19 protein-coding genes and 1 pseudogene are annotated in these 16,174 nt (G+C 61.8%); 4 read left to right on the top strand and 16 right to left on the bottom strand.

Features of this window, described 5'->3' with window-relative positions; genetic code table 11:
• Positions 1–9 precede the first annotated feature (9 nt).
• Genes NMG46_RS16895 through NMG46_RS16905 form a run of 3 tightly spaced genes read left to right on the top strand, consistent with a single transcriptional unit; the run spans position 10 to position 1,886 of the window.
• Complete coding sequence (locus tag NMG46_RS16895) at positions 10–339, top strand: L-rhamnose mutarotase (protein ID WP_023676093.1); 330 nt, start codon at positions 10–12, stop codon at positions 337–339.
• Entirely contained in the window at positions 332–1,408 is a 1,077-nt protein-coding gene (locus NMG46_RS16900; RefSeq protein ID WP_254818777.1) for a Gfo/Idh/MocA family protein, read from the top strand. Before NMG46_RS16895 ends, NMG46_RS16900 begins: the two co-directional genes overlap by 8 nt.
• A 1-nt stretch (position 1,409) precedes the next feature.
• Positions 1,410–1,886 (top strand): MaoC/PaaZ C-terminal domain-containing protein, encoded by a 477-nt coding sequence (locus NMG46_RS16905; RefSeq protein WP_254818778.1) that lies wholly within the window; start codon positions 1,410–1,412, stop codon positions 1,884–1,886.
• Positions 1,887–2,129: 243 nt separating this feature from the next.
• On the opposite strand, the gene NMG46_RS16910 is transcribed toward NMG46_RS16905, so the two are convergent.
• The 9 genes from NMG46_RS16910 to NMG46_RS16950 form a co-directional block, all read right to left on the bottom strand.
• Positions 2,130–3,086, bottom strand: a complete 957-nt coding sequence (locus tag NMG46_RS16910; protein WP_254818779.1) for a C-terminal binding protein — start codon at positions 3,084–3,086, stop codon at positions 2,130–2,132.
• A 12-nt stretch (positions 3,087–3,098) separates the two neighbouring features.
• A complete protein-coding gene (locus NMG46_RS16915) occupies positions 3,099–3,857 on the bottom strand; it encodes an HpcH/HpaI aldolase/citrate lyase family protein (RefSeq protein WP_254818780.1) in 759 nt (252 codons plus the stop codon).
• Between the two features lie 41 nt (positions 3,858–3,898).
• A complete protein-coding gene (locus tag NMG46_RS16920; RefSeq protein WP_254818781.1) occupies positions 3,899–4,612 on the bottom strand; it encodes a hypothetical protein in 714 nt (237 codons plus the stop codon).
• A gap of 26 nt (positions 4,613–4,638) precedes the next feature.
• Positions 4,639–5,949: a TRAP transporter large permease subunit gene (locus NMG46_RS16925; RefSeq protein ID WP_254818782.1), complete on the bottom strand. Its 1,311-nt coding sequence runs from the start codon at positions 5,947–5,949 to the stop codon at positions 4,639–4,641.
• 3 nt (positions 5,950–5,952) lie between these two features.
• Positions 5,953–6,465 carry a TRAP transporter small permease gene (locus NMG46_RS16930; protein WP_254818783.1) on the bottom strand — a complete coding sequence of 171 codons (513 nt, stop codon included), beginning with the start codon at positions 6,463–6,465 and terminating at the stop codon, positions 5,953–5,955.
• 77 nt (positions 6,466–6,542) lie between these two features.
• Positions 6,543–7,520, bottom strand: coding sequence for a TRAP transporter substrate-binding protein DctP (dctP, locus tag NMG46_RS16935; protein ID WP_254818784.1), 978 nt, complete (start codon positions 7,518–7,520; stop codon positions 6,543–6,545).
• A gap of 89 nt (positions 7,521–7,609) precedes the next feature.
• Positions 7,610–8,155 carry a flavin reductase family protein gene (locus NMG46_RS16940; RefSeq protein WP_254818785.1) on the bottom strand — a complete coding sequence of 182 codons (546 nt, stop codon included), beginning with the start codon at positions 8,153–8,155 and terminating at the stop codon, positions 7,610–7,612.
• Positions 8,155–9,249 (bottom strand): LLM class flavin-dependent oxidoreductase, encoded by a 1,095-nt coding sequence (locus NMG46_RS16945; protein ID WP_254818907.1) that lies wholly within the window; start codon positions 9,247–9,249, stop codon positions 8,155–8,157. Before NMG46_RS16945 ends, NMG46_RS16940 begins: the two co-directional genes overlap by 1 nt.
• On the bottom strand, positions 9,249–9,965 hold the full coding sequence (locus tag NMG46_RS16950) for a GntR family transcriptional regulator (RefSeq protein ID WP_254818786.1): 717 nt from the start codon (positions 9,963–9,965) through the stop codon (positions 9,249–9,251). Before NMG46_RS16950 ends, NMG46_RS16945 begins: the two co-directional genes overlap by 1 nt.
• Positions 9,966–10,408: 443 nt before the next feature.
• On the opposite strand from NMG46_RS16950, the gene NMG46_RS16955 reads away from it, so the two are divergent.
• Positions 10,409–10,675, top strand: a complete 267-nt coding sequence (locus tag NMG46_RS16955) for a hypothetical protein (protein ID WP_254818787.1) — start codon at positions 10,409–10,411, stop codon at positions 10,673–10,675.
• 41 nt (positions 10,676–10,716) lie between these two features.
• Here the strand turns inward: NMG46_RS16955 and NMG46_RS16960 are convergent.
• From NMG46_RS16960 to NMG46_RS16990, 7 genes and pseudogenes are all read right to left on the bottom strand, one after another.
• Positions 10,717–10,934, bottom strand: a pseudogene (locus tag NMG46_RS16960) (hypothetical protein).
• Positions 10,935–10,937: 3 nt separating this feature from the next.
• Positions 10,938–11,123, bottom strand: coding sequence for a hypothetical protein (locus NMG46_RS16965; protein WP_254818788.1), 186 nt, complete (start codon positions 11,121–11,123; stop codon positions 10,938–10,940).
• Between the two features lie 135 nt (positions 11,124–11,258).
• Positions 11,259–11,471: a hypothetical protein gene (locus NMG46_RS16970; protein ID WP_254818789.1), complete on the bottom strand. Its 213-nt coding sequence runs from the start codon at positions 11,469–11,471 to the stop codon at positions 11,259–11,261.
• 94 nt (positions 11,472–11,565) lie between these two features.
• Positions 11,566–12,003, bottom strand: coding sequence for a GFA family protein (locus NMG46_RS16975; protein ID WP_254818790.1), 438 nt, complete (start codon positions 12,001–12,003; stop codon positions 11,566–11,568).
• Between the two features lie 27 nt (positions 12,004–12,030).
• Entirely contained in the window at positions 12,031–12,249 is a 219-nt protein-coding gene (locus NMG46_RS16980) for a hypothetical protein (protein WP_254818791.1), read from the bottom strand.
• A gap of 153 nt (positions 12,250–12,402) precedes the next feature.
• Positions 12,403–12,762: a response regulator gene (locus NMG46_RS16985; protein ID WP_254818792.1), complete on the bottom strand. Its 360-nt coding sequence runs from the start codon at positions 12,760–12,762 to the stop codon at positions 12,403–12,405.
• On the bottom strand, positions 12,759–15,863 hold the full coding sequence (locus tag NMG46_RS16990; RefSeq protein WP_254818793.1) for a CheR family methyltransferase: 3,105 nt from the start codon (positions 15,861–15,863) through the stop codon (positions 12,759–12,761). The genes NMG46_RS16985 and NMG46_RS16990 overlap by 4 nt, the downstream gene beginning before the upstream one ends.
• Positions 15,864–16,174 lie beyond the last annotated feature (311 nt).

The following is a 16,174-nucleotide window of genomic DNA, read 5'->3' on the forward strand; positions in this document are numbered from 1 at the left end:
GAGGCGGACATGCAGCGAATGGGAATGGTGCTCGGTCTCAAGCCGGAGAAAGTCGCCGAGTATGTGCGGCTTCACGCTGCCGTCTGGCCGGACGTCCTCAAGATGATTTCCGCCTGCAACATCAAGAATTATTCGATCTATCTGAGGGAGCCGGAGCACCTTTTGTTCAGCACCTTCGAGTACCACGGCACCGACTATGCCGCCGACATGGCCAAGATGGCTGCCGATCCCACGACGCAGGAATGGTGGGCGCTGTGCATGCCATGCCAGGAGCCGCTGCCGACCCGCAAGGAGGGCGAGTGGTGGGCGTCGATGGACGAAGTCTTCCACTATGACTGATGACATTTTCGATCCTGCCTTGCTTTCCCAGGCCTGGGCACAACCGTCAAAGCCCAGGCCGATCGTGATTTTCGGCGCCGGCTCGATCGTCGGCGATGCGCATTTCCCGGCCTATGGGAAAGCCGGTTTCCCGGTTGTCGGGCTTTTCGACCCCGACCTGGCCAAGGCGGAAAAACTGGCGCAGAAATGGGGCGTCACCGCTTACCGGTCGCTCGAGGAAGCTGCGTCAATCAAGGACGCCGTCTTCGACCTGGCGACACCGCCGGCTAATCACGCCGGCGTGCTCAGGGCGCTGCCCGATGGTGCGGTGGCGCTGATCCAGAAGCCGATGGGCAGCGACCTCACCGAGGCGACGGACATCCTCGAAATCTGCCGCTCCAAAAACCTCAGGGCCGCTGTGAATTTCCAGCTCCGTTTTGCGCCGATGATGCTGGCGCTGAAGGATGCGATCGCCAAGGGCTGGCTGGGCGAAGTGGTCGATTTCGACGCATGGCTGGCGCTGGCGACACCCTGGCAGCTCTGGGAATTCCTGTTGCAGGCGCCACGTGTCGAGATCGCCATGCATTCGATCCATTATCTCGACCTGATCCGGCAATTGCTCGGCGATCCCAAGGGGGTTCACGCCAAGACACTCGGCCACCCCGGCCATAAGGTTGCGCAAACGCGAACCAGCGCGATCCTCGACTATGGCGACACCGTGCGCTGTGCGCTGTCGATCAACCACGATCACAAATTCGGTCGAAAACACCAGGCTTGCGAATTCCGCATCTGCGGCACCGAGGGCGCCGCTTACCTCAAATTAGGCGTCAACCTCGACTATCCGCGCGGCGAGCCGGACATTCTCGAAATCTACCCCAAAGGCGGCAAGGACTGGATGGCGGTTCCACTCGTCGGCTCATGGTTTCCCGACGCCTTTGCCGGCCGCATGGCCAATGTCCAGCGCTACGCGTCGGGCGAGGACGCCGAGCTTGTCAGTTCGGTCGAGGACGGCTGGAGCACCATGGCGCTGGTCGAAGCCGCCTATCAATCGAGCGCGGCGCCGGCAACACCGATAGCGGCGAGGCCCTGACATGCAGACGATCTACTTCGAGGACTACCAGATCGGGTCGTCGCGCGTGACCAGCGGGCGCACCATCACCGAGACCGATTTCGTCGTCCATGCCGGCCATACCGGCGATTTCTTTCCCCACCACATGGACGCCGAGTTCATGAAGACGACGCCGTTTGGCCAGCGCATCGCCCACGGCACGCTGGTCTTTTCGGTCGGCGTCGGGCTGACGGCAAGCGTCGTCAACCCGGTTGCCTTCTCCTATGGCTACGACAGGCTGCGCTTCATCAAGCCGGTGTTCATCGGCGATACGATCCGGACCCGCACCACCATCTCGGCCAGGGAAGACGACCCGAAGCGACCCGATTCAGGCCGGGTCGTCGAGCGCTGCGAGGTGATCAACCAGCATGGCGACGTGGTGTTGGTCGCCGACCACATCTACATCGTCGAGCGTCGCGACAAGCCGAGCAGAGCCTCGACGGATGGCGCTGAAACCTAGCTAAAAGCAAAAAACCCGCCTTGCGACGGGTCCTCGGTGCGAATCAGCACCATACATAGATTAGTAGCATAGCTGCCGGCACAAAGCAAGAACAAAATGTGGCGCTGTCGGCAAAAAATGCGAATTCGCTCTTCACCCCTTCCCGTCTCTATCCGCTAGCCGAGGTCGCGCTCAAGGGCGCCTGCCCGGACGTCAAGGTGGAACTGTCGACAGGCAGCGGATGGTGCCGACATCGGGAATTGGTCATATCCGGTTGACCGGATATACCGGCTTGCCGCCGCGCAGGACCGATGCGACATCGGCAAACACCTTGTTGCGAACCTCCGCGTAAGACTGGGTCGAGTAGTGCGCCGCGTGTGGACTGACCAGGACGGTGTCCAGCGCCAGCAGCGGATTGTCGGGCGAAGGCGGCTCCCGCTCAAAAGTGTCGATGCCGGCGCCAGCCAGATGGCGACGCCGGATCAGATCCGCCAAGGCGACCTCGTCGACGAGGCCGCCGCGGGACACGTTGATGAGTATCGCCCCTTCCTTCATCCGCGACAGGGCTTGCGCCGACATGATGTTTCTGGTCTCCGGTGTCGCGGGAACGTGCAGCGAGACGACGTCGGCGCTGGCAAGCAACTCGTCGAAGCCGACCGGTTCAGCACCACCGGCCGTGATGCGCTCGGCCGGCATGTACGGGTCGTAGGCGATGATGTGGTAGCCGAAGACCCGTGCCCGCTCGGCAGTCAGGCGCCCGATCTGGCCGAAGCCGATCAGGCCGATGATCTGCCTGTCGGGCCGTATGATGCCGGCGCCATCGGTCATTGCAGCCCAGCGGCCGGCGCGCACCGCGCTGTCGAACTGCTTCAGCCTGCGCGTCAAGGCCAGGATCAGGGCCATGGCGTGGGTGCTGACTTCAACCAGATTGGCGTCCGGCACGTAGGTTACCTGAACACCGGCACGGCTGGCGGCCTCGACGTCGATCGAGTCGAGCCCTACGCCGAACCGTCCGATGACCTTGAGCCTCTTCAGTTCCGCCAAAACGCGAGCCGTGATCGGCTCTCGCAATACCATCAATGCGTCGGCGTCGCGGCAGTGTTCGATCAGGGCATCTTCCGTGAGCAGCGTCTTTTCGACAAACTCGGCGCCCAAGCCGTCGAGGTAGCGCAACTGCTCTTCCTCGACTGACAACACGCCGTCGGTCTTGATGATCTTCATGCCAAACTCTTGCTATGAGGCACTGCGCGCCGACGCGACACCGGCGGTAAGGCCGGCTCCGAGAAACATCGTGTCGCTGGCCAGCACGTGGAAGCTGATGCCGTGCCGCGACCATGTGCCGACATCATCCGCCGAAGGGCGAAAGATGCCGACGGCCTTGCGGGCCGTGCGCGCCGCGGTCGCGATCCTCATAATCGCGGCATTGAGCTTGTCCTGGCCGGCCGGCCCCATGGCGTCGATCGAGACCGACAGGTCGCCGGGGCCGATGAAGACCACGTCGACGCCGTCGACCTGGACGATGTCGTCGATGTTGGCGAGGCCTTCGGCCGTCTCGACCTGGATGGCGACCGTCAGGACCTCGTTGGCCGATTTTAGGTAGTCCGGAATGCTGTAGCCATAACGGGCGGCGCGGCCTGGGCCGACACCGCGGGCGCCGACCGGCGGGTAACGGCAGGCCATGACCGCCATGCGGGCTTGCTCGGCCGTGGAGACGCGCGGCACCAGGACGCCCGACGCGCCGGCGTCGAGCGCGGCCGCGATCCACTCCGGCGTGTGGCCGGGAACGCGCACCATCGCGGGAACCTTGTGAACATCGGCGGCGCGGATCAGATCCTCGAGCCGTTCGCGGCCGATCTGCGAATGCTCCCAGTCGATGCACAGGAAATCGACCCCGCTCGCGGCCGCCACTTCGACCGCCACAGGGTGCGGGATGGCGCAGAAGGTGCCGATGAGGCGATCGAGAGAGATACATTTCTTGCGAAAGTCGTACATGAAATCTCCAGAAATTTTCGGCGTCGGCAAACCCTGTTTGCCTACGAGGCCCTTGACGAAGGATGCACGGCTTCCGTCGACATCGGAAAATGCCGGCTGCCGCCTGAAAACGGCGGAAAAGTCTTGTAGTCGGCGCGCATCTCCAGCCGCGCCGGCGATTGCAGCGCGTGCGTCAATGCAGCGGGACTGTCGAACATGACGCGATTGCGCTGCATATGGTCGATCCGCGGCCAAGGCAGCGAACCGCACCAATCCAGTCGCGACAGAACCTCGATGTGGCGAATGCCGGGGAAGCCCCGCATCAATTGCGGATGATGCGTCACATAGTGGTGGAGCCAGACATTCATGTCTTCGGCCGGCCCGGGATAGTGGACAAGATAGCTGCAGGGCAGCCCGGACGTCTTGACGCCAGCGTCATCGACGGGAAACGGACGCACGCACATTGCCTGTTGCGTCGGCCTCGAACCGGCGATGCTCGACAGCATACCAGGTGCGGCAAGTGCCTGCAGATGGCCGGACGGCGCCAGCGCCGCCTCCATGTCCGCCAAGTCGTCGAAATAGAGCTGGAAGCCAAAGACCGGCGGTGGACCATCGTTGTTGAACATGTCCGTCGCCACTTCGGGCAGGTAGATGTTGGCAAGCGCAAGGCCCGGGGTCGACACAATCACGCGCCGCACAGCGTCAACGTCTTCACCGGCGATGGCCAAACTTGCCTCGCGGTCGTCATGGAAGAAGGCAAGATAGGCAAAGCGCATGTGGAGACCCTCTGGATCGAGTTCGGCTAGATCAAATTCGGAAGAAAGAGAGCGATCTGCGGAAAGAGGACAATCAGCAGGATCAGCAGAAGCGTCAGCGCGATGTAAGGCGCCGCTGACATGGCAACCGTTTTGAGCGACGTGCCTTTCGGCGCGACACCGATCATGATGAACAGCAGCAGACCAAACGGCGGCGTGGTGAAGCCGACCTCGTAGGCGAGCAGCAGGATCAGCCCGAACCATACGGGCTCGTAGCCGAATTGCTGGGCGATCGGCAGGAAGATCGGCAGCGTGATCAGCATCATCGAGACCTGATCCATGAACATGCCGAGCAGCAGGATGACGAGCACCATCATAAGCAGCATGGGATACGGTCCAAGATCGTAGCCGACGATGAACTGGATAAAGCCGTTGGAGGCGCCGGAGAAGGCGAATATCTGCGAGAACGTCGTCGAAGCCGAGATGATCAGGAAGGTCATGCCGGTGACCTTCATCGCATCGTCCAGCGACTTCCAGACAACCGACCAGCTGAACCGTCGGTAGACAAACAACAAGGCGAAAACCGCGGCACAGCCGAGTCCCGCCGATTCCGTCGGCGTCGCTATCCCAAGGATGATCGTGCCGACCACCATGAACACGATGACGCTCATCGGAATGATGTTGACGGCGACCGCCCTCACCTTCTCGGCCGCGGGAACGGCGGGCACCGGATAGTGCGGAGCGGCGTCCGGGTCGATCTTCGTCTGGGCGAAGATCAGCGCTGCGTACATGACAACGAGCAGCAGCCCGGGCAGAGCCCCCGCTATGAGCAGCGCGCCGACGTCGATCTGGGCAAGCGAGCCGAGCAACACAGCCAGCGAGGATGGCGGGATGATGACGGCAAGGCTTCCGGCGCCAAGCACCGGGCCGTAGGCCATATGCGGCTTGTAGCCCCGCTTCAGCATCTCGGGCACCATCAGCGAGCCCATCATGCCGGTATTGGCGAGGCTCGAGCCCGACAGCGCGGAAAAGATCGTGCCGGCGGCGAGGACGACATAGGCGAGGCGTCCGCGCAGATTGCCGATGCACAGGTCGAGCGCGTAGATGACCTTCTCGCCGAGGCCGGAGCGGAAGAACAGGCTGCCCATGACAAGAAACATCGGCAGCGGGGCAAGCGCGTAGGTCGAGACAGCGTCGGAGAAGTTGGCGACCATCTGCGTCACGCCGATCGAACCGCCGAAGAACAGGTACAGCCCGATCACATTGGTGACGAAGAACGCGAAGGCGACCGGCAGCCCCAGCCCCATCAACACCAGGATGGTGCCAACGAGCACGGCGAATGGAAACAGCCAGGCCACCGGTCAGAGCCCTTCCATTTCCAGAGGATCCAGCGTGTACAGCGTGTCACGGACGAGAAGATATCTTAGCCATTCCAGCGCCGAGAGGTAGAAGGCGAGCATGATGGGCAGAAAGACCAGCCATTTCGGCATGTCGAAGCTGCGCGTTTCATATTCGCCGCCCGCCACGGCACTTGTCAGGGACGACAGAGCGACGCTGCCGAGGTAGAGGCTGACGGCAATGCAGGCGAGATAGACCAGCTTTTCAAGCACCGCCCGTGCCCGCACCGGCAGCGCCTTGCGCAGGAACTCGACGAAGACATGGCCCTTGCTGTGGACCAGCCAGGGCATCGGCAGAAATGCCGCGTAAAGCAGGCCGTATTCCGTCGCGGATACGGCCCAGGCAAGCGGCCTCAGGCCCAGATTGCGGACGCATACATCAGCAACCACCGCGACAATGATGAGGCCAAGCACCACTTTTGCCACCGCCGCCAACGCAAGGCTCAGCTTCCCAATCGCTGCAAACAATCTGTCCATGCCCGACGACCCTGATGTCCACCTTTGCCCCTTGGCCCAGCTTTGATGGAGGGCGCACAAGGCACCCTCGGCTCGGGCTACTGAAAGAATTTCTTCAACTGATCGATGTTGGTGGGATCGCGTTTGGCCATTCTCGCCCAGCTCGCCTGCGTGGCAGCCGCCAGGAATTTGTCGCGGCCGGCGCCGGTCAAGCTGACAACCTTCTGCCCGCCGTCGATCATCGCCTGTGCCTGCTTTTCGGATTCGGCAAGGTTGGCGTCATAGCTCGCGCGCTCGTATTCGACGGCCGTGTCGGCAAGCAGCTTCTGCGCCTCGGGCGACAGCGTGTCCCATCTGGCCTTGTTGATCGAGATCAGCACGTCGGTTTTGAAGAATTGCGGATCGACACGGTATTTGGTGAATTTGTCCCAGCCGAAGGATGCATAGCCAAATACAGTATAGGCGTTGGCATTGACGACGCCGCGCTCGAGCGAGGTATAGACATCCCCCGGCGCTTGCACGATCACTGTCGCGCCCAGGGATTCGAGGAAATCGCGATAGAGCGGCGACGAGCGGATCTTCAAACTGCCCCAGTCGATGCTGCCTTCGCTGTTGAGCTTGGGTTCGTCGACGGTGAAGACGTTGAAGCCCGAGCCCGCGTCGACATGCGCCAGCAGATGGGCATTGGCCTTCTTCTCGAAAATTGCGCTGATGAAGTCCCAGCCGCCATTGTCGCGAACCTCCCAGGGCGTCTTGGTCGATGCGGAGAAAACCTCGCCTTCGGGCACGAGTTCGAGGAACTGCCCTGCCGGTGTGTCGATCACATCGATCAGGCCGCTCCTGAGCGCCGCGCCCTGCTGGATCGGTGGAATGACCTCCGGCCCGCCACGCACGTTGATCTGGACCAAGCCCTTGCCCTTTTCGTTCACCTTCTGAACGAACTTCAGGAAGCTCTGGGCGTAGCCGTTCTGCGTCGGCGTAAAATGCACGGCGTTGAGGACGACCTCTTCGGCCATGGCGATACCCGCCACACCCGACATGAGTGCAGCCAGAACAAGGGATTTCCAAATGCGCATTGCCGTATTCCCTCTGATAGATTCACTTCGCCGGAGCCCATCATCGGGCCGATCTGAAATTGCACGCTTCGCCGCCACACGAACGGCGGTTAGTTGACATCATCTCCTACTGTCAGGAACCGCCCATGCGCGTAGAAGACCGGCGATCGGTGAGCGCGATCCAGCGCAACGCCCGAGACGATGCCGATGACGATCATGTGCGACGCCCGCACAATGATTTCGGCCACCCGGCATTCGAACATTGCCCTCGCGCCGACAAGCAAGGGCGCGCCGGTTTCGCCGCGCACCCATGATCCGGACGAGAACCGCGCGGCGCCCTTGGCTTTGGTCATGCCGCCAAACGCACGCACAACGTTCTCCTGGTCGCCGGCGGGAAGATTGACCGAAAAAGGCAAACCTTCGCGAATGGCCGAGGCAAAGGTGCTGCCGCGGTTGACACAGGCAAGCAGCGAAGGCGGCTCGGCACTGAACGAGCAGAGAGCGGTCGCCGTGATGCCGCAAAAGCCGATCTCGTCATGCTCCGACGCGAGGATGGCGACGGAGCCCGCCACGGCCCGCATAGCCTGTTTGAACGCGCGCGGATCGATGGCGTTGTGCCCATCCACCCATAGCGTCGGAATGGCGGCGGCCGGCATCAATTTACTCGAAGCCCGGCCTGGCGCATCAGCGGCAGCACGCGGTCGCAGAAGAAGGGCAGTTCGTAGGTGTAGTTGACGAATGTCAGGGCGGCGCCGGAATAACCCTGTTCCATAATCTCGGTGAGGTCGTCGACGATCTTTTCCGGCGTGCCGATGAGGGGGAAGGTCCCGGCACCGCCGGCGAACCTCTGCCGATATTCGGTGAAGGCCTTCGCGTCATGCGAGTTCGCGAATTCCTTCTTCTTGCGCATATGCTCGTCGACGGCACCCTCGTCCGCGCATTCCAGCGCGTAGTGCCGGTAGTAATCCTCGGCTTCCTGCTGGGTCTCCCGGCAGACGACGTGACAGACCGTATAGACGCCGACTTCGCGCCCGACTTCGGCCGCGCGGTTGGTAATGTCGACCACATGCGCACGGCCGTCGGCAATTTCGGAAAAAGTCGAAAACAGATAGTCACAGTGGCGCGCCGCGTAGTTGCGCCCCGGCGCGCCGAAGGCGGCGTTCATGGTCACCGGTCGTGGCACTTGCAAGCTTGACGGCCGGCTAACGACACTCTTCAGATCATAGAACTCGCCGCTGAAGTCGAACGGCTCCCTCGATTGATAGGCACGCACGATGATGTTGATCCATTCCTCGGCCTGATCGTAGGTCCGCTCGCCGACCGTCTGCCCGAACATGGCGAACTCGTCCGGGTTCCAGCCGCAGACGATGTTCAAGCCGGCACGCCCGTTGGAGATGTGGTCGACCGTCGCAAGCGCTTTGGCAGCCTGCAGCGGATGAACCAGCGGCACATGCACCGTCATGAACAGGCCGATGTTTTCCGTGGCGACAGCAAGACCCGCCGCCCAGGTGAACGTCTCGAACGACCATTCCCGCACATGCGTCAAACCGCCGAAGCCGCGCCAGCGGGCGATCGGCAGCAGAAACTCGAGGCCGGCGCGGTCGGCGATGCAGGCGGAATTGAGGTTGTCTTCCCAGCGGGCACGCCAGCGCTCGGGAACGGTGGTCATTGCCAGGCCGCCATCGGCGTTCATGGAAAAGACGCCGAGCTTGAACCTGTTCGGCCCTTTCAGCGGGTGCTGCTTCCTGATCATGGTTTCCCCCGCTGCGACATGCTCTCACCTTCACCGGTGGAATTTTGAGACGGAGGGCTCAGCTTCATGAAACGCTCCTCGGCGTTCTGAATGAAGTGGGTCATGCGGTCGTAAGCGGCGACGGCGTCGCGCTTGACGAATGCCTCATAGATTGCGCGCATGCCGGCTACGACGACGGCCTGCGTCGGCTGGTGCGACAGCGTCCTTAAACGGACGACGAGGACATGGTCGGCGAACCTTGCAATGGTTTGTGAAAGGCGCTGGTTCTCGACAGCGCCGAGCCAACAATTCCTGAATGCCGAATTGGCCTGGAAAAAGCGGTCGGCATCGCCGGCGGCGGCCGCAGCCTCCGCCTCCCGAAGCGCGGCCGCAAGCGTCTTGAGGCCAGCGGCGTCGAGTGTCCGCGCAGCGTGTGCGGCGGCCCGCGGCTCGAGCAAGCGGCGGACCTCGAAGATGTCGGCGACATCCGTTGCGGTAAGCGTGGGCAGCGTGAAGCCGCGTGTGGTGCCGACGAGATAGCCCTCATGCACCAACTGCATCAAGGCGTCGCGGACAGGCATTCTGGAAATACCGAGCTGGGCGGCAATGTCGACATCGACGAGCTTCTGGCCAGGCGCCAATTCGCCATGCTGTATGGTCAGACGGATTTGTTGATAGACCTGGGCACGCAGATTGCCATCGCCAACCCGTTTGAGCTCTATCGTTTCCGTCATCCACGCCTTCCCATGCGAAGATTTCGTATATCGTTTGAGGCTGGTGTTCTCGCAGTGATCCGTTGAATTGCAGCTACATATCGAGAGAATTCGACCTGCAGACCACGTTCCAGCGCGAAGTGGAGCACAGGCTGGATCGCCTGGCAAGATGTTTTAAGTTTATAATGTATACTGTTTGGGTTCGTTGTCCGGAAGGCAGAGGGTCACGCCATCCGTGCGGTCGCGCCGCGCGCCGCGGGGAGAGCCAGCGATCCGTGCGGTTCGGTAAAAACGTACAGACGTTTTCGCGTGACACATCGAGGCTGGCGGATTTAACTAAAAATACTTGCGATCTGCGCGCGCCGGCACGCCCACCCGATCCCCTCGCCGGTGCGCATTACTGGATCGCCCGCCGTATCGAAAGGTGCGGCGGGCTTTTCGTTTCGTTTGGCGGGGAGGCGCTTATGCGAGACTTGCCCAGGGATATCGACGCAGACGTCGTGATCGAAATCAGCAAGCTGCTCGACGACCGGGCGAAGTCCGTGCCGGTGCCGGTGCACAAGCTGGCGGCGATGATCCGACTGGGCGTCGAGACGCGTCTGACCAATCACTCCATCGAAGAGCTGATCGTGGAGATGGCCACGACGCGAGGGCTTCCGATGCTGTTTGATTTGCCGACGGCAAATGTCGACAATGTCGTGCCGTTCGCCTCGGCGCGCCGTCCCCGCTGAAATTTCGCTCGAGCCACCGATCTTCGCGTCGCCACCCGATTTCACTTGCCCTGATGCGCAGGCCGGGTGTCGCCTTTCTTTTCGGGGTCGTGGGTATGGTGGCTGTCGCGTTCGCCGCCGCCACCGGAGACCTTGCTGTGGCTGCGCCGGTCGGAATCGGCCGCGGCTTTTCGACGCTCAGCGGCTTCTTGGCGTTTTCGTGCGCCGCGCCGGGACCACCCTGGCGGATGCTGGCAGGAGTCTTCTTCGATGTGGACATGGCCTAGCGATCCTGGACGTTGCCTTGATGGGTGGTGTTGACCTTCGTATTGCCTTGCTGGCCCTGCTTGTCGGGATCCGGCACGGTCGATTGGCCGTGCGGTGCTTGGTCGGCGGCTACCGGTTTTTTGTCACCGGCTCCTTTTGGGCTCAGATTCTCCGGTGGAACAGGGGGAGGTTTTGTGCTCATGGCGTTTCTCCTTCCGCCACCCAAACAAGCGGCTCGGGAGAAAGGTTCCCGAGGGTCCGATACGAACGGCGCTTGTCGCAACGAGCCGGGTCCCGGACCACGGCTTGAGGCCAGGGGACGCCTGCACATCCCGGGTTATTTCTTGATGATGGTTCCGTGGTTCAGATCGAAGGCCTCGGTACCGAAGGCCTGCCTGTAGAAATCCTGCTGCAGTTCGCCCCATTCGCCGAGATAGGCGCCGCAATTGCTGCAATAGATCGGCGTCGAATCCTTCGGATTGTCGGGAATCTCCATCAGGATCGTCCCGCACGCCTTGCAATCGAGCTTGTCATCCAAACGGCGGCCCATCGGCGCATCATGGCGCGTTTTCGGCCGCGCGCCAATTGTTGTTTTCGTACCAAGCCCCGAATGGCACGTTTTCCAACCTGCAACGGATCGCAGGCTAGCGGTCCGCCGGATTTCCGAAGGCAGGATCTCGCCGCCTCGAATACGTCCCCACCCGCGGCAGATCGTCTGGAAAGTCGACCCAGGGCAGCCTCATGTCCCAATATGCATGGGCCTGTGGCGGAAATCGTACGGGATGATCGAGGAAGCCGATCGTCAGATAGAGTTCGTCCGGCAGGCCCTGGTCGACATAGCCGATCGATGTCCCGCAATCCGCGCAGAAGGACCGTAGCACGCCGGGGGTTTTCGAGAAGGTTTTCGGTGTGCCGGTGAGCAATGTGAATTCAGAAGGCCGATAGCCGACCCACACCGTTAGCGGGCTTCCTATCGCCTTGCGGCAGTCGTCATCGTGGTCGGAGCAAATCCAGAAAGGCTCGCCGCGCATCTCCGCCGTTATGGCGCCGCAAAAACAGGAGCCCGTTTCAGTTCGTGGCATTGGTTAACTTCATTGCTGGACCGGCCTTCATTGCTGGCCTGGCATTTCGGTATTTTCCTTGGGGTTCTTCTTGATGCCGGCGGCAGGCGAAGTATCGGCCGGAGCATTGCCACCCTGGTTCTGTTCAGGGGCTCTTTTGAGCGGCGAGGTTTGCCAGCCCATATCGCCGTACAAAAAGCCTATGAGAAAGCCGACGATGATGATGGCCGAAATCACCATCGCAATTAACGCGTTACGTCGCTCCATTTCGCGCGGCTCCTTTCTTCGAGCCGAACAAACGATGGCGGAAATGGTTCCGGCAGGCCTCGACCCGGAATCGGCGGCGGCAGGCTGGCACCATGCCGCGCCCGACCGACAAGCCGCTGGATTGAAAAGGCGGGCCGCTGGAATGACAGGAATTCAGCAAGCTCGCGCGAGTTCATCCACGGCATTCAGGATCGCGCTCTGGCTCGCCGGCTTCTGCACGATCCTGCAAGTGCGGAACTCGGCCGGAATTTCGCGTTCGCCGTACCCGGAGAGGAAGGCGAACGGAACACCGCTCGTTTGCAACGCTTCCGCGATCGGATAGCTGGTTTCGTCGTTCAACTGGATGTCCAACAACGCCGCGTCGATGCCGCCTTCGCCAACGAGCCGAAGTGCCGCCGTCACCGACGACACCGGTCCAACCACCTGATGGCCGGCTTTGCGCAGGTAAACCGCCGCGTCGTCGGCGATCAGCCATTCGTCCTCGACAATCAGCACGCGCATCTGTCCGGTCACGACGAGCCCTCGCGGGTCAGTGGGAATGCGATTTCCGCCTCCAAACCATTCGAGTGGAAAGTTGTTTCAACCTTTCCGCCCAGTCGGTAACCGATTTCTCCGCGTAGAAGGGTTAGGCCGAAGCCGCTGTCGGTTGGCTGCTTGATGCGAGGGCCGCCCTTCTCGCGCCAGACGAGCCTGAAGGTCACGTCCGCCACCGACCACTTAACAACTATCCGCCCGGCTGGCTTCGACAATGCGCCATATTTGGCGGCATTGGTCGCCAGCTCATGAATCGCCATGCCGAACGAAAGCCCTTGTGCCGGCTTGAGGCTTACCCTCTCGCCATCAAGCGTAAACCGTTCAGGCCCGAAGGGGTCGAGTTCCTGGCGCAGCAATTCCTCGACGGAGGCTTCCGTCCAGCTCTCACGCGAGAGCAGACTGTAGGCTCGTGACATCGCATGCAGGCGACCTATCAAGGCGTCGGCGAACTCGTCTTTCGACGCCGAGTATTCACGCGTACGGTTGGTGATGCTGGCGACAACCGCCAGCATGTTCTTGACCCGGTGGTTCAGCTCGGAGATGAGCACCTGCTGACGCTCTTCAGCCTGCGCCAGTGTCGTCACGTCGATCAGTGTCACGACCACGCCCTGGATGCTGCCGCTCTTGTCCCGATAGGGGTTGATGCGAACCAGGTGAGAGCGGTCGTTGTCGTCGCGCGCAAGATGATGGTTCAGGGTCTCTCCCGACTCGAACACAGCCTGGATGTGCCCCTTCAGCTCGGGGTAGTCGAGCCGGCTCGAAAGATCGGTCAGCGGCCGGCCGACATCGGATGGACGCAAGTTGAAGAAGGACGATGCCGCGGGCGTAAAAGTCCGCACCACAAGGTTGCGGTCGAGGAAGATGGTCGCGATTTCTGTGCTTTCGAACAGGTTTTTGAGATCGTTGTTTGCGCGATCGAGCTCCTCTATCTTGCCGGTCAACTCGGCGTTGATGGTGTTGAGCTCTTCGTTGAGCGACTGCATCTCCTCCTTCGAGGCCTCAAGCTCTTCGTTTGTCGACTGCGCCTCTTCATTGACGGAGACGAGCTCCTCGTTCGAAGACTTTACTTCCTCCAGCGCGGTTTCGTATTCTTCGATGGTCGACTGCAGCCGATCGCGCGTGTCGCGCAACTCCCGTTCGAGTTCAGACGCGCCGTCGGTGCCACTGCTTTTGCTTGCCGGCTCGAAGCGTAGCTGGGCCTGTGCCACCGGATTGAACAGGACGAGGTAGAGGGGCTCGCCATTGCCGCGCCCGGTGTACGGTTCGACCGTCAGCGTGATGAACTGAAGCTGTCCGTCGTCTTCCTCGACAGCTATGTTCTCCCGCACGACCGTGCGGCGCGTCGCGACTGCTTCCCGCAACGCGGCGCGCAGCTCAAGTCTCAGCCCGCGGCGGGCCAGGGTCAGCAACTGCCGGCTCGGGGCGCCTTGCGGCGCTTCCAGATATTTGCCAGTCCGCGCCGAATAGTAGACGATGTCGCCATCGCCATTGACCAGCACGTGAGGCGGGGCGAACCGCTCCAGCACCTGAGCCTCGATCGCCTGGCGGAGAGAACGGCCGGCGACATCCTTTTTGGAGCCGCCGCTTGCGACCGGAAAGGCAGCCGTGCGGCCATTGCCGACCAGGACCGGCGGCCGTGGCGTGGCATGTTCCCGCGCCTGGAATATCCGGTGCTTCTTGTCGACCGTGGCAAACAGGTCGCTGTACTGACCGACGCTTTCCGACGTGCCCAGGAACAGATAACCGCCCGGCCTCAGCGCGTAATGGAAGATCGGAATGACGCGGTTCTGGATCTGCGGGCCGAAATAGATCAGCAGGTTGCGGCACGAAATCATGTCGATGCGCGAGAAGGGAGGATCGCGGATTACGCTGTGCGGTGAAAAAATGCAGAGTTCCCGCACCTCTGGACCCAGCACATAGCTCTCGCCGTCGCTGTGGAAAAAGCGTTGCCTGCGCTGTGGCGATAGTCCGTGCAGCAACGCTTCGGGATAACGCGCCGCTCGCGCCACCGCGAGCGCCGGCTCGACGATGTCGGTCGCGAATATCTGGACGCGCGGCGGCGCCGAAAGCTTGTCAATGCGCTCGCGCATCAGCATGCCGATCGAGAATACTTCCTCGCCGGTGGCGCAGCCGGGCACCCAGACGCGCACCGCATCGGAGGCGCTCTTGCCTTCGAAAATCTGCGGTATGATCTTGTCCTCCAGCAATTTGAACGCTTCGGCGTCGCGAAAAAAGCTGGTGACATTGATGAGCAGGTCGCGAAACAGCTTCGCCACCTCGTCGGGATCCCTCTTCAGCCGCTCTATATAGGTGGTGATCGACTGTAGCTGCGTGATCTGCATGCGCCGCCTTACGCGACGCAGGAACGTCTTGGGTTTGTAGCCGGAAAAGTCGTGACCGGAATGGCTGCGCAAAATGGCGTAGATTTCATCGCGGGCCCGATCCATCTCTGCCTTGTGCTCGTCGCCCGCTTCGACGAGGCCGTTCAGCACATCGAAGCCGCGGGCAAACGCCTGAAGCTTTGCGCCGATCTGCTCGGCGGGCGCCGCTATGTCGATCAGGCCGCTCGAAATCGCACTCTGCGGCATATCTGGATTGCGGGGGCCGTAGCCGTTGGAGGCCTGGGCAATGGTCAGCCCGCCATGTTCCTTGATGGCCCGGGCGCCGAGCGTGCCGTCCGAATCGCCACCCGACAGGATAACGCCGACGGCATACTCGCCCTGGTCCTCGGCCAATGCGCTGAAGAAGATGTCGATCGGCTTGCGTTCGCGGTTGAGCGTGTTCGGCCGGCGCAGCGAAAGCGCGCCGTTACGGATGGTGAGGACGACGTTTTGCGGCATCACATAGACCTGGTCCGGTTGCACCGCCACGCCCTCCTCGGCCACGACGACCGGCATTTCGGTGTAATGTCGGATGACCTCGTGCAGCAGGCTCTCCCGTTCCGGGCTGAGATGCGTGACGACGACAAACGCCATGCCGGTGCCGCCGGTCAGTCCTTTGAACAGGCCCTCCATCGCGGGAATGCCGCCAGCGGATGCGCCGACGCCGACAATGGGAAATCTTCCATTCTGGAACACCATGCCATGCCTCGGTAACAGCCGCGCCGCGAAATCGCCAAATCGGCCCTCAGACTAAGACCGGGCCGAGCCTCGGGCCAGTAAATAGTTCACGAACGGAACAAAGCACCGCTGGTGGGCATTAACATCCGGTTTTCGAGGCGGTTCCAATGGCAAAACGACCATCTGAGACAAAGCCGGCAAAACAAATCTCGTTACGCTCGCCGGATCTGGCCAAGGTCCCGGTATCCGAAGAAATCCCGCCTCGCCTGCTCGCGCTCGCGGAACGGTTGCAAGAGGCGCGGAACGGTTGCAAGAGGCTATGGCCCGCCATT

Origin of the sequence: Mesorhizobium sp. LMG 17147 (assembly GCF_024297145.1) — a bacterium.
Taxonomy (GTDB): domain Bacteria; phylum Pseudomonadota; class Alphaproteobacteria; order Rhizobiales; family Rhizobiaceae; genus Mesorhizobium.

What these genes read in the sequence shown, in the direction of transcription:
- NMG46_RS16895 (WP_023676093.1), top strand. Translation starts at nt 10, where the DNA reads ATGCAGCGAATGGGAATGGTGCTCGGTCTCAAGCCGGAGAAAGTCGCC.
- NMG46_RS16900 (WP_254818777.1), top strand. Translation starts at nt 332, where the DNA reads ATGACTGATGACATTTTCGATCCTGCCTTGCTTTCCCAGGCCTGGGCA.
- NMG46_RS16905 (WP_254818778.1), top strand. Translation starts at nt 1,410, where the DNA reads ATGCAGACGATCTACTTCGAGGACTACCAGATCGGGTCGTCGCGCGTG.
- NMG46_RS16910 (WP_254818779.1), bottom strand. Translation starts at nt 3,086, where the DNA reads ATGAAGATCATCAAGACCGACGGCGTGTTGTCAGTCGAGGAAGAGCAG.
- NMG46_RS16915 (WP_254818780.1), bottom strand. Translation starts at nt 3,857, where the DNA reads ATGTACGACTTTCGCAAGAAATGTATCTCTCTCGATCGCCTCATCGGC.
- NMG46_RS16920 (WP_254818781.1), bottom strand. Translation starts at nt 4,612, where the DNA reads ATGCGCTTTGCCTATCTTGCCTTCTTCCATGACGACCGCGAGGCAAGT.
- NMG46_RS16930 (WP_254818783.1), bottom strand. Translation starts at nt 6,465, where the DNA reads ATGGACAGATTGTTTGCAGCGATTGGGAAGCTGAGCCTTGCGTTGGCG.
- dctP (WP_254818784.1), bottom strand. Translation starts at nt 7,520, where the DNA reads ATGCGCATTTGGAAATCCCTTGTTCTGGCTGCACTCATGTCGGGTGTG.
- NMG46_RS16940 (WP_254818785.1), bottom strand. Translation starts at nt 8,155, where the DNA reads ATGCCGGCCGCCGCCATTCCGACGCTATGGGTGGATGGGCACAACGCC.
- NMG46_RS16950 (WP_254818786.1), bottom strand. Translation starts at nt 9,965, where the DNA reads ATGACGGAAACGATAGAGCTCAAACGGGTTGGCGATGGCAATCTGCGT.
- NMG46_RS16955 (WP_254818787.1), top strand. Translation starts at nt 10,409, where the DNA reads ATGCGAGACTTGCCCAGGGATATCGACGCAGACGTCGTGATCGAAATC.
- NMG46_RS16965 (WP_254818788.1), bottom strand. Translation starts at nt 11,123, where the DNA reads ATGAGCACAAAACCTCCCCCTGTTCCACCGGAGAATCTGAGCCCAAAA.
- NMG46_RS16970 (WP_254818789.1), bottom strand. Translation starts at nt 11,471, where the DNA reads ATGGGCCGCCGTTTGGATGACAAGCTCGATTGCAAGGCGTGCGGGACG.
- NMG46_RS16975 (WP_254818790.1), bottom strand. Translation starts at nt 12,003, where the DNA reads ATGCCACGAACTGAAACGGGCTCCTGTTTTTGCGGCGCCATAACGGCG.
- NMG46_RS16980 (WP_254818791.1), bottom strand. Translation starts at nt 12,249, where the DNA reads ATGGAGCGACGTAACGCGTTAATTGCGATGGTGATTTCGGCCATCATC.
- NMG46_RS16990 (WP_254818793.1), bottom strand. Translation starts at nt 15,863, where the DNA reads ATGGTGTTCCAGAATGGAAGATTTCCCATTGTCGGCGTCGGCGCATCC.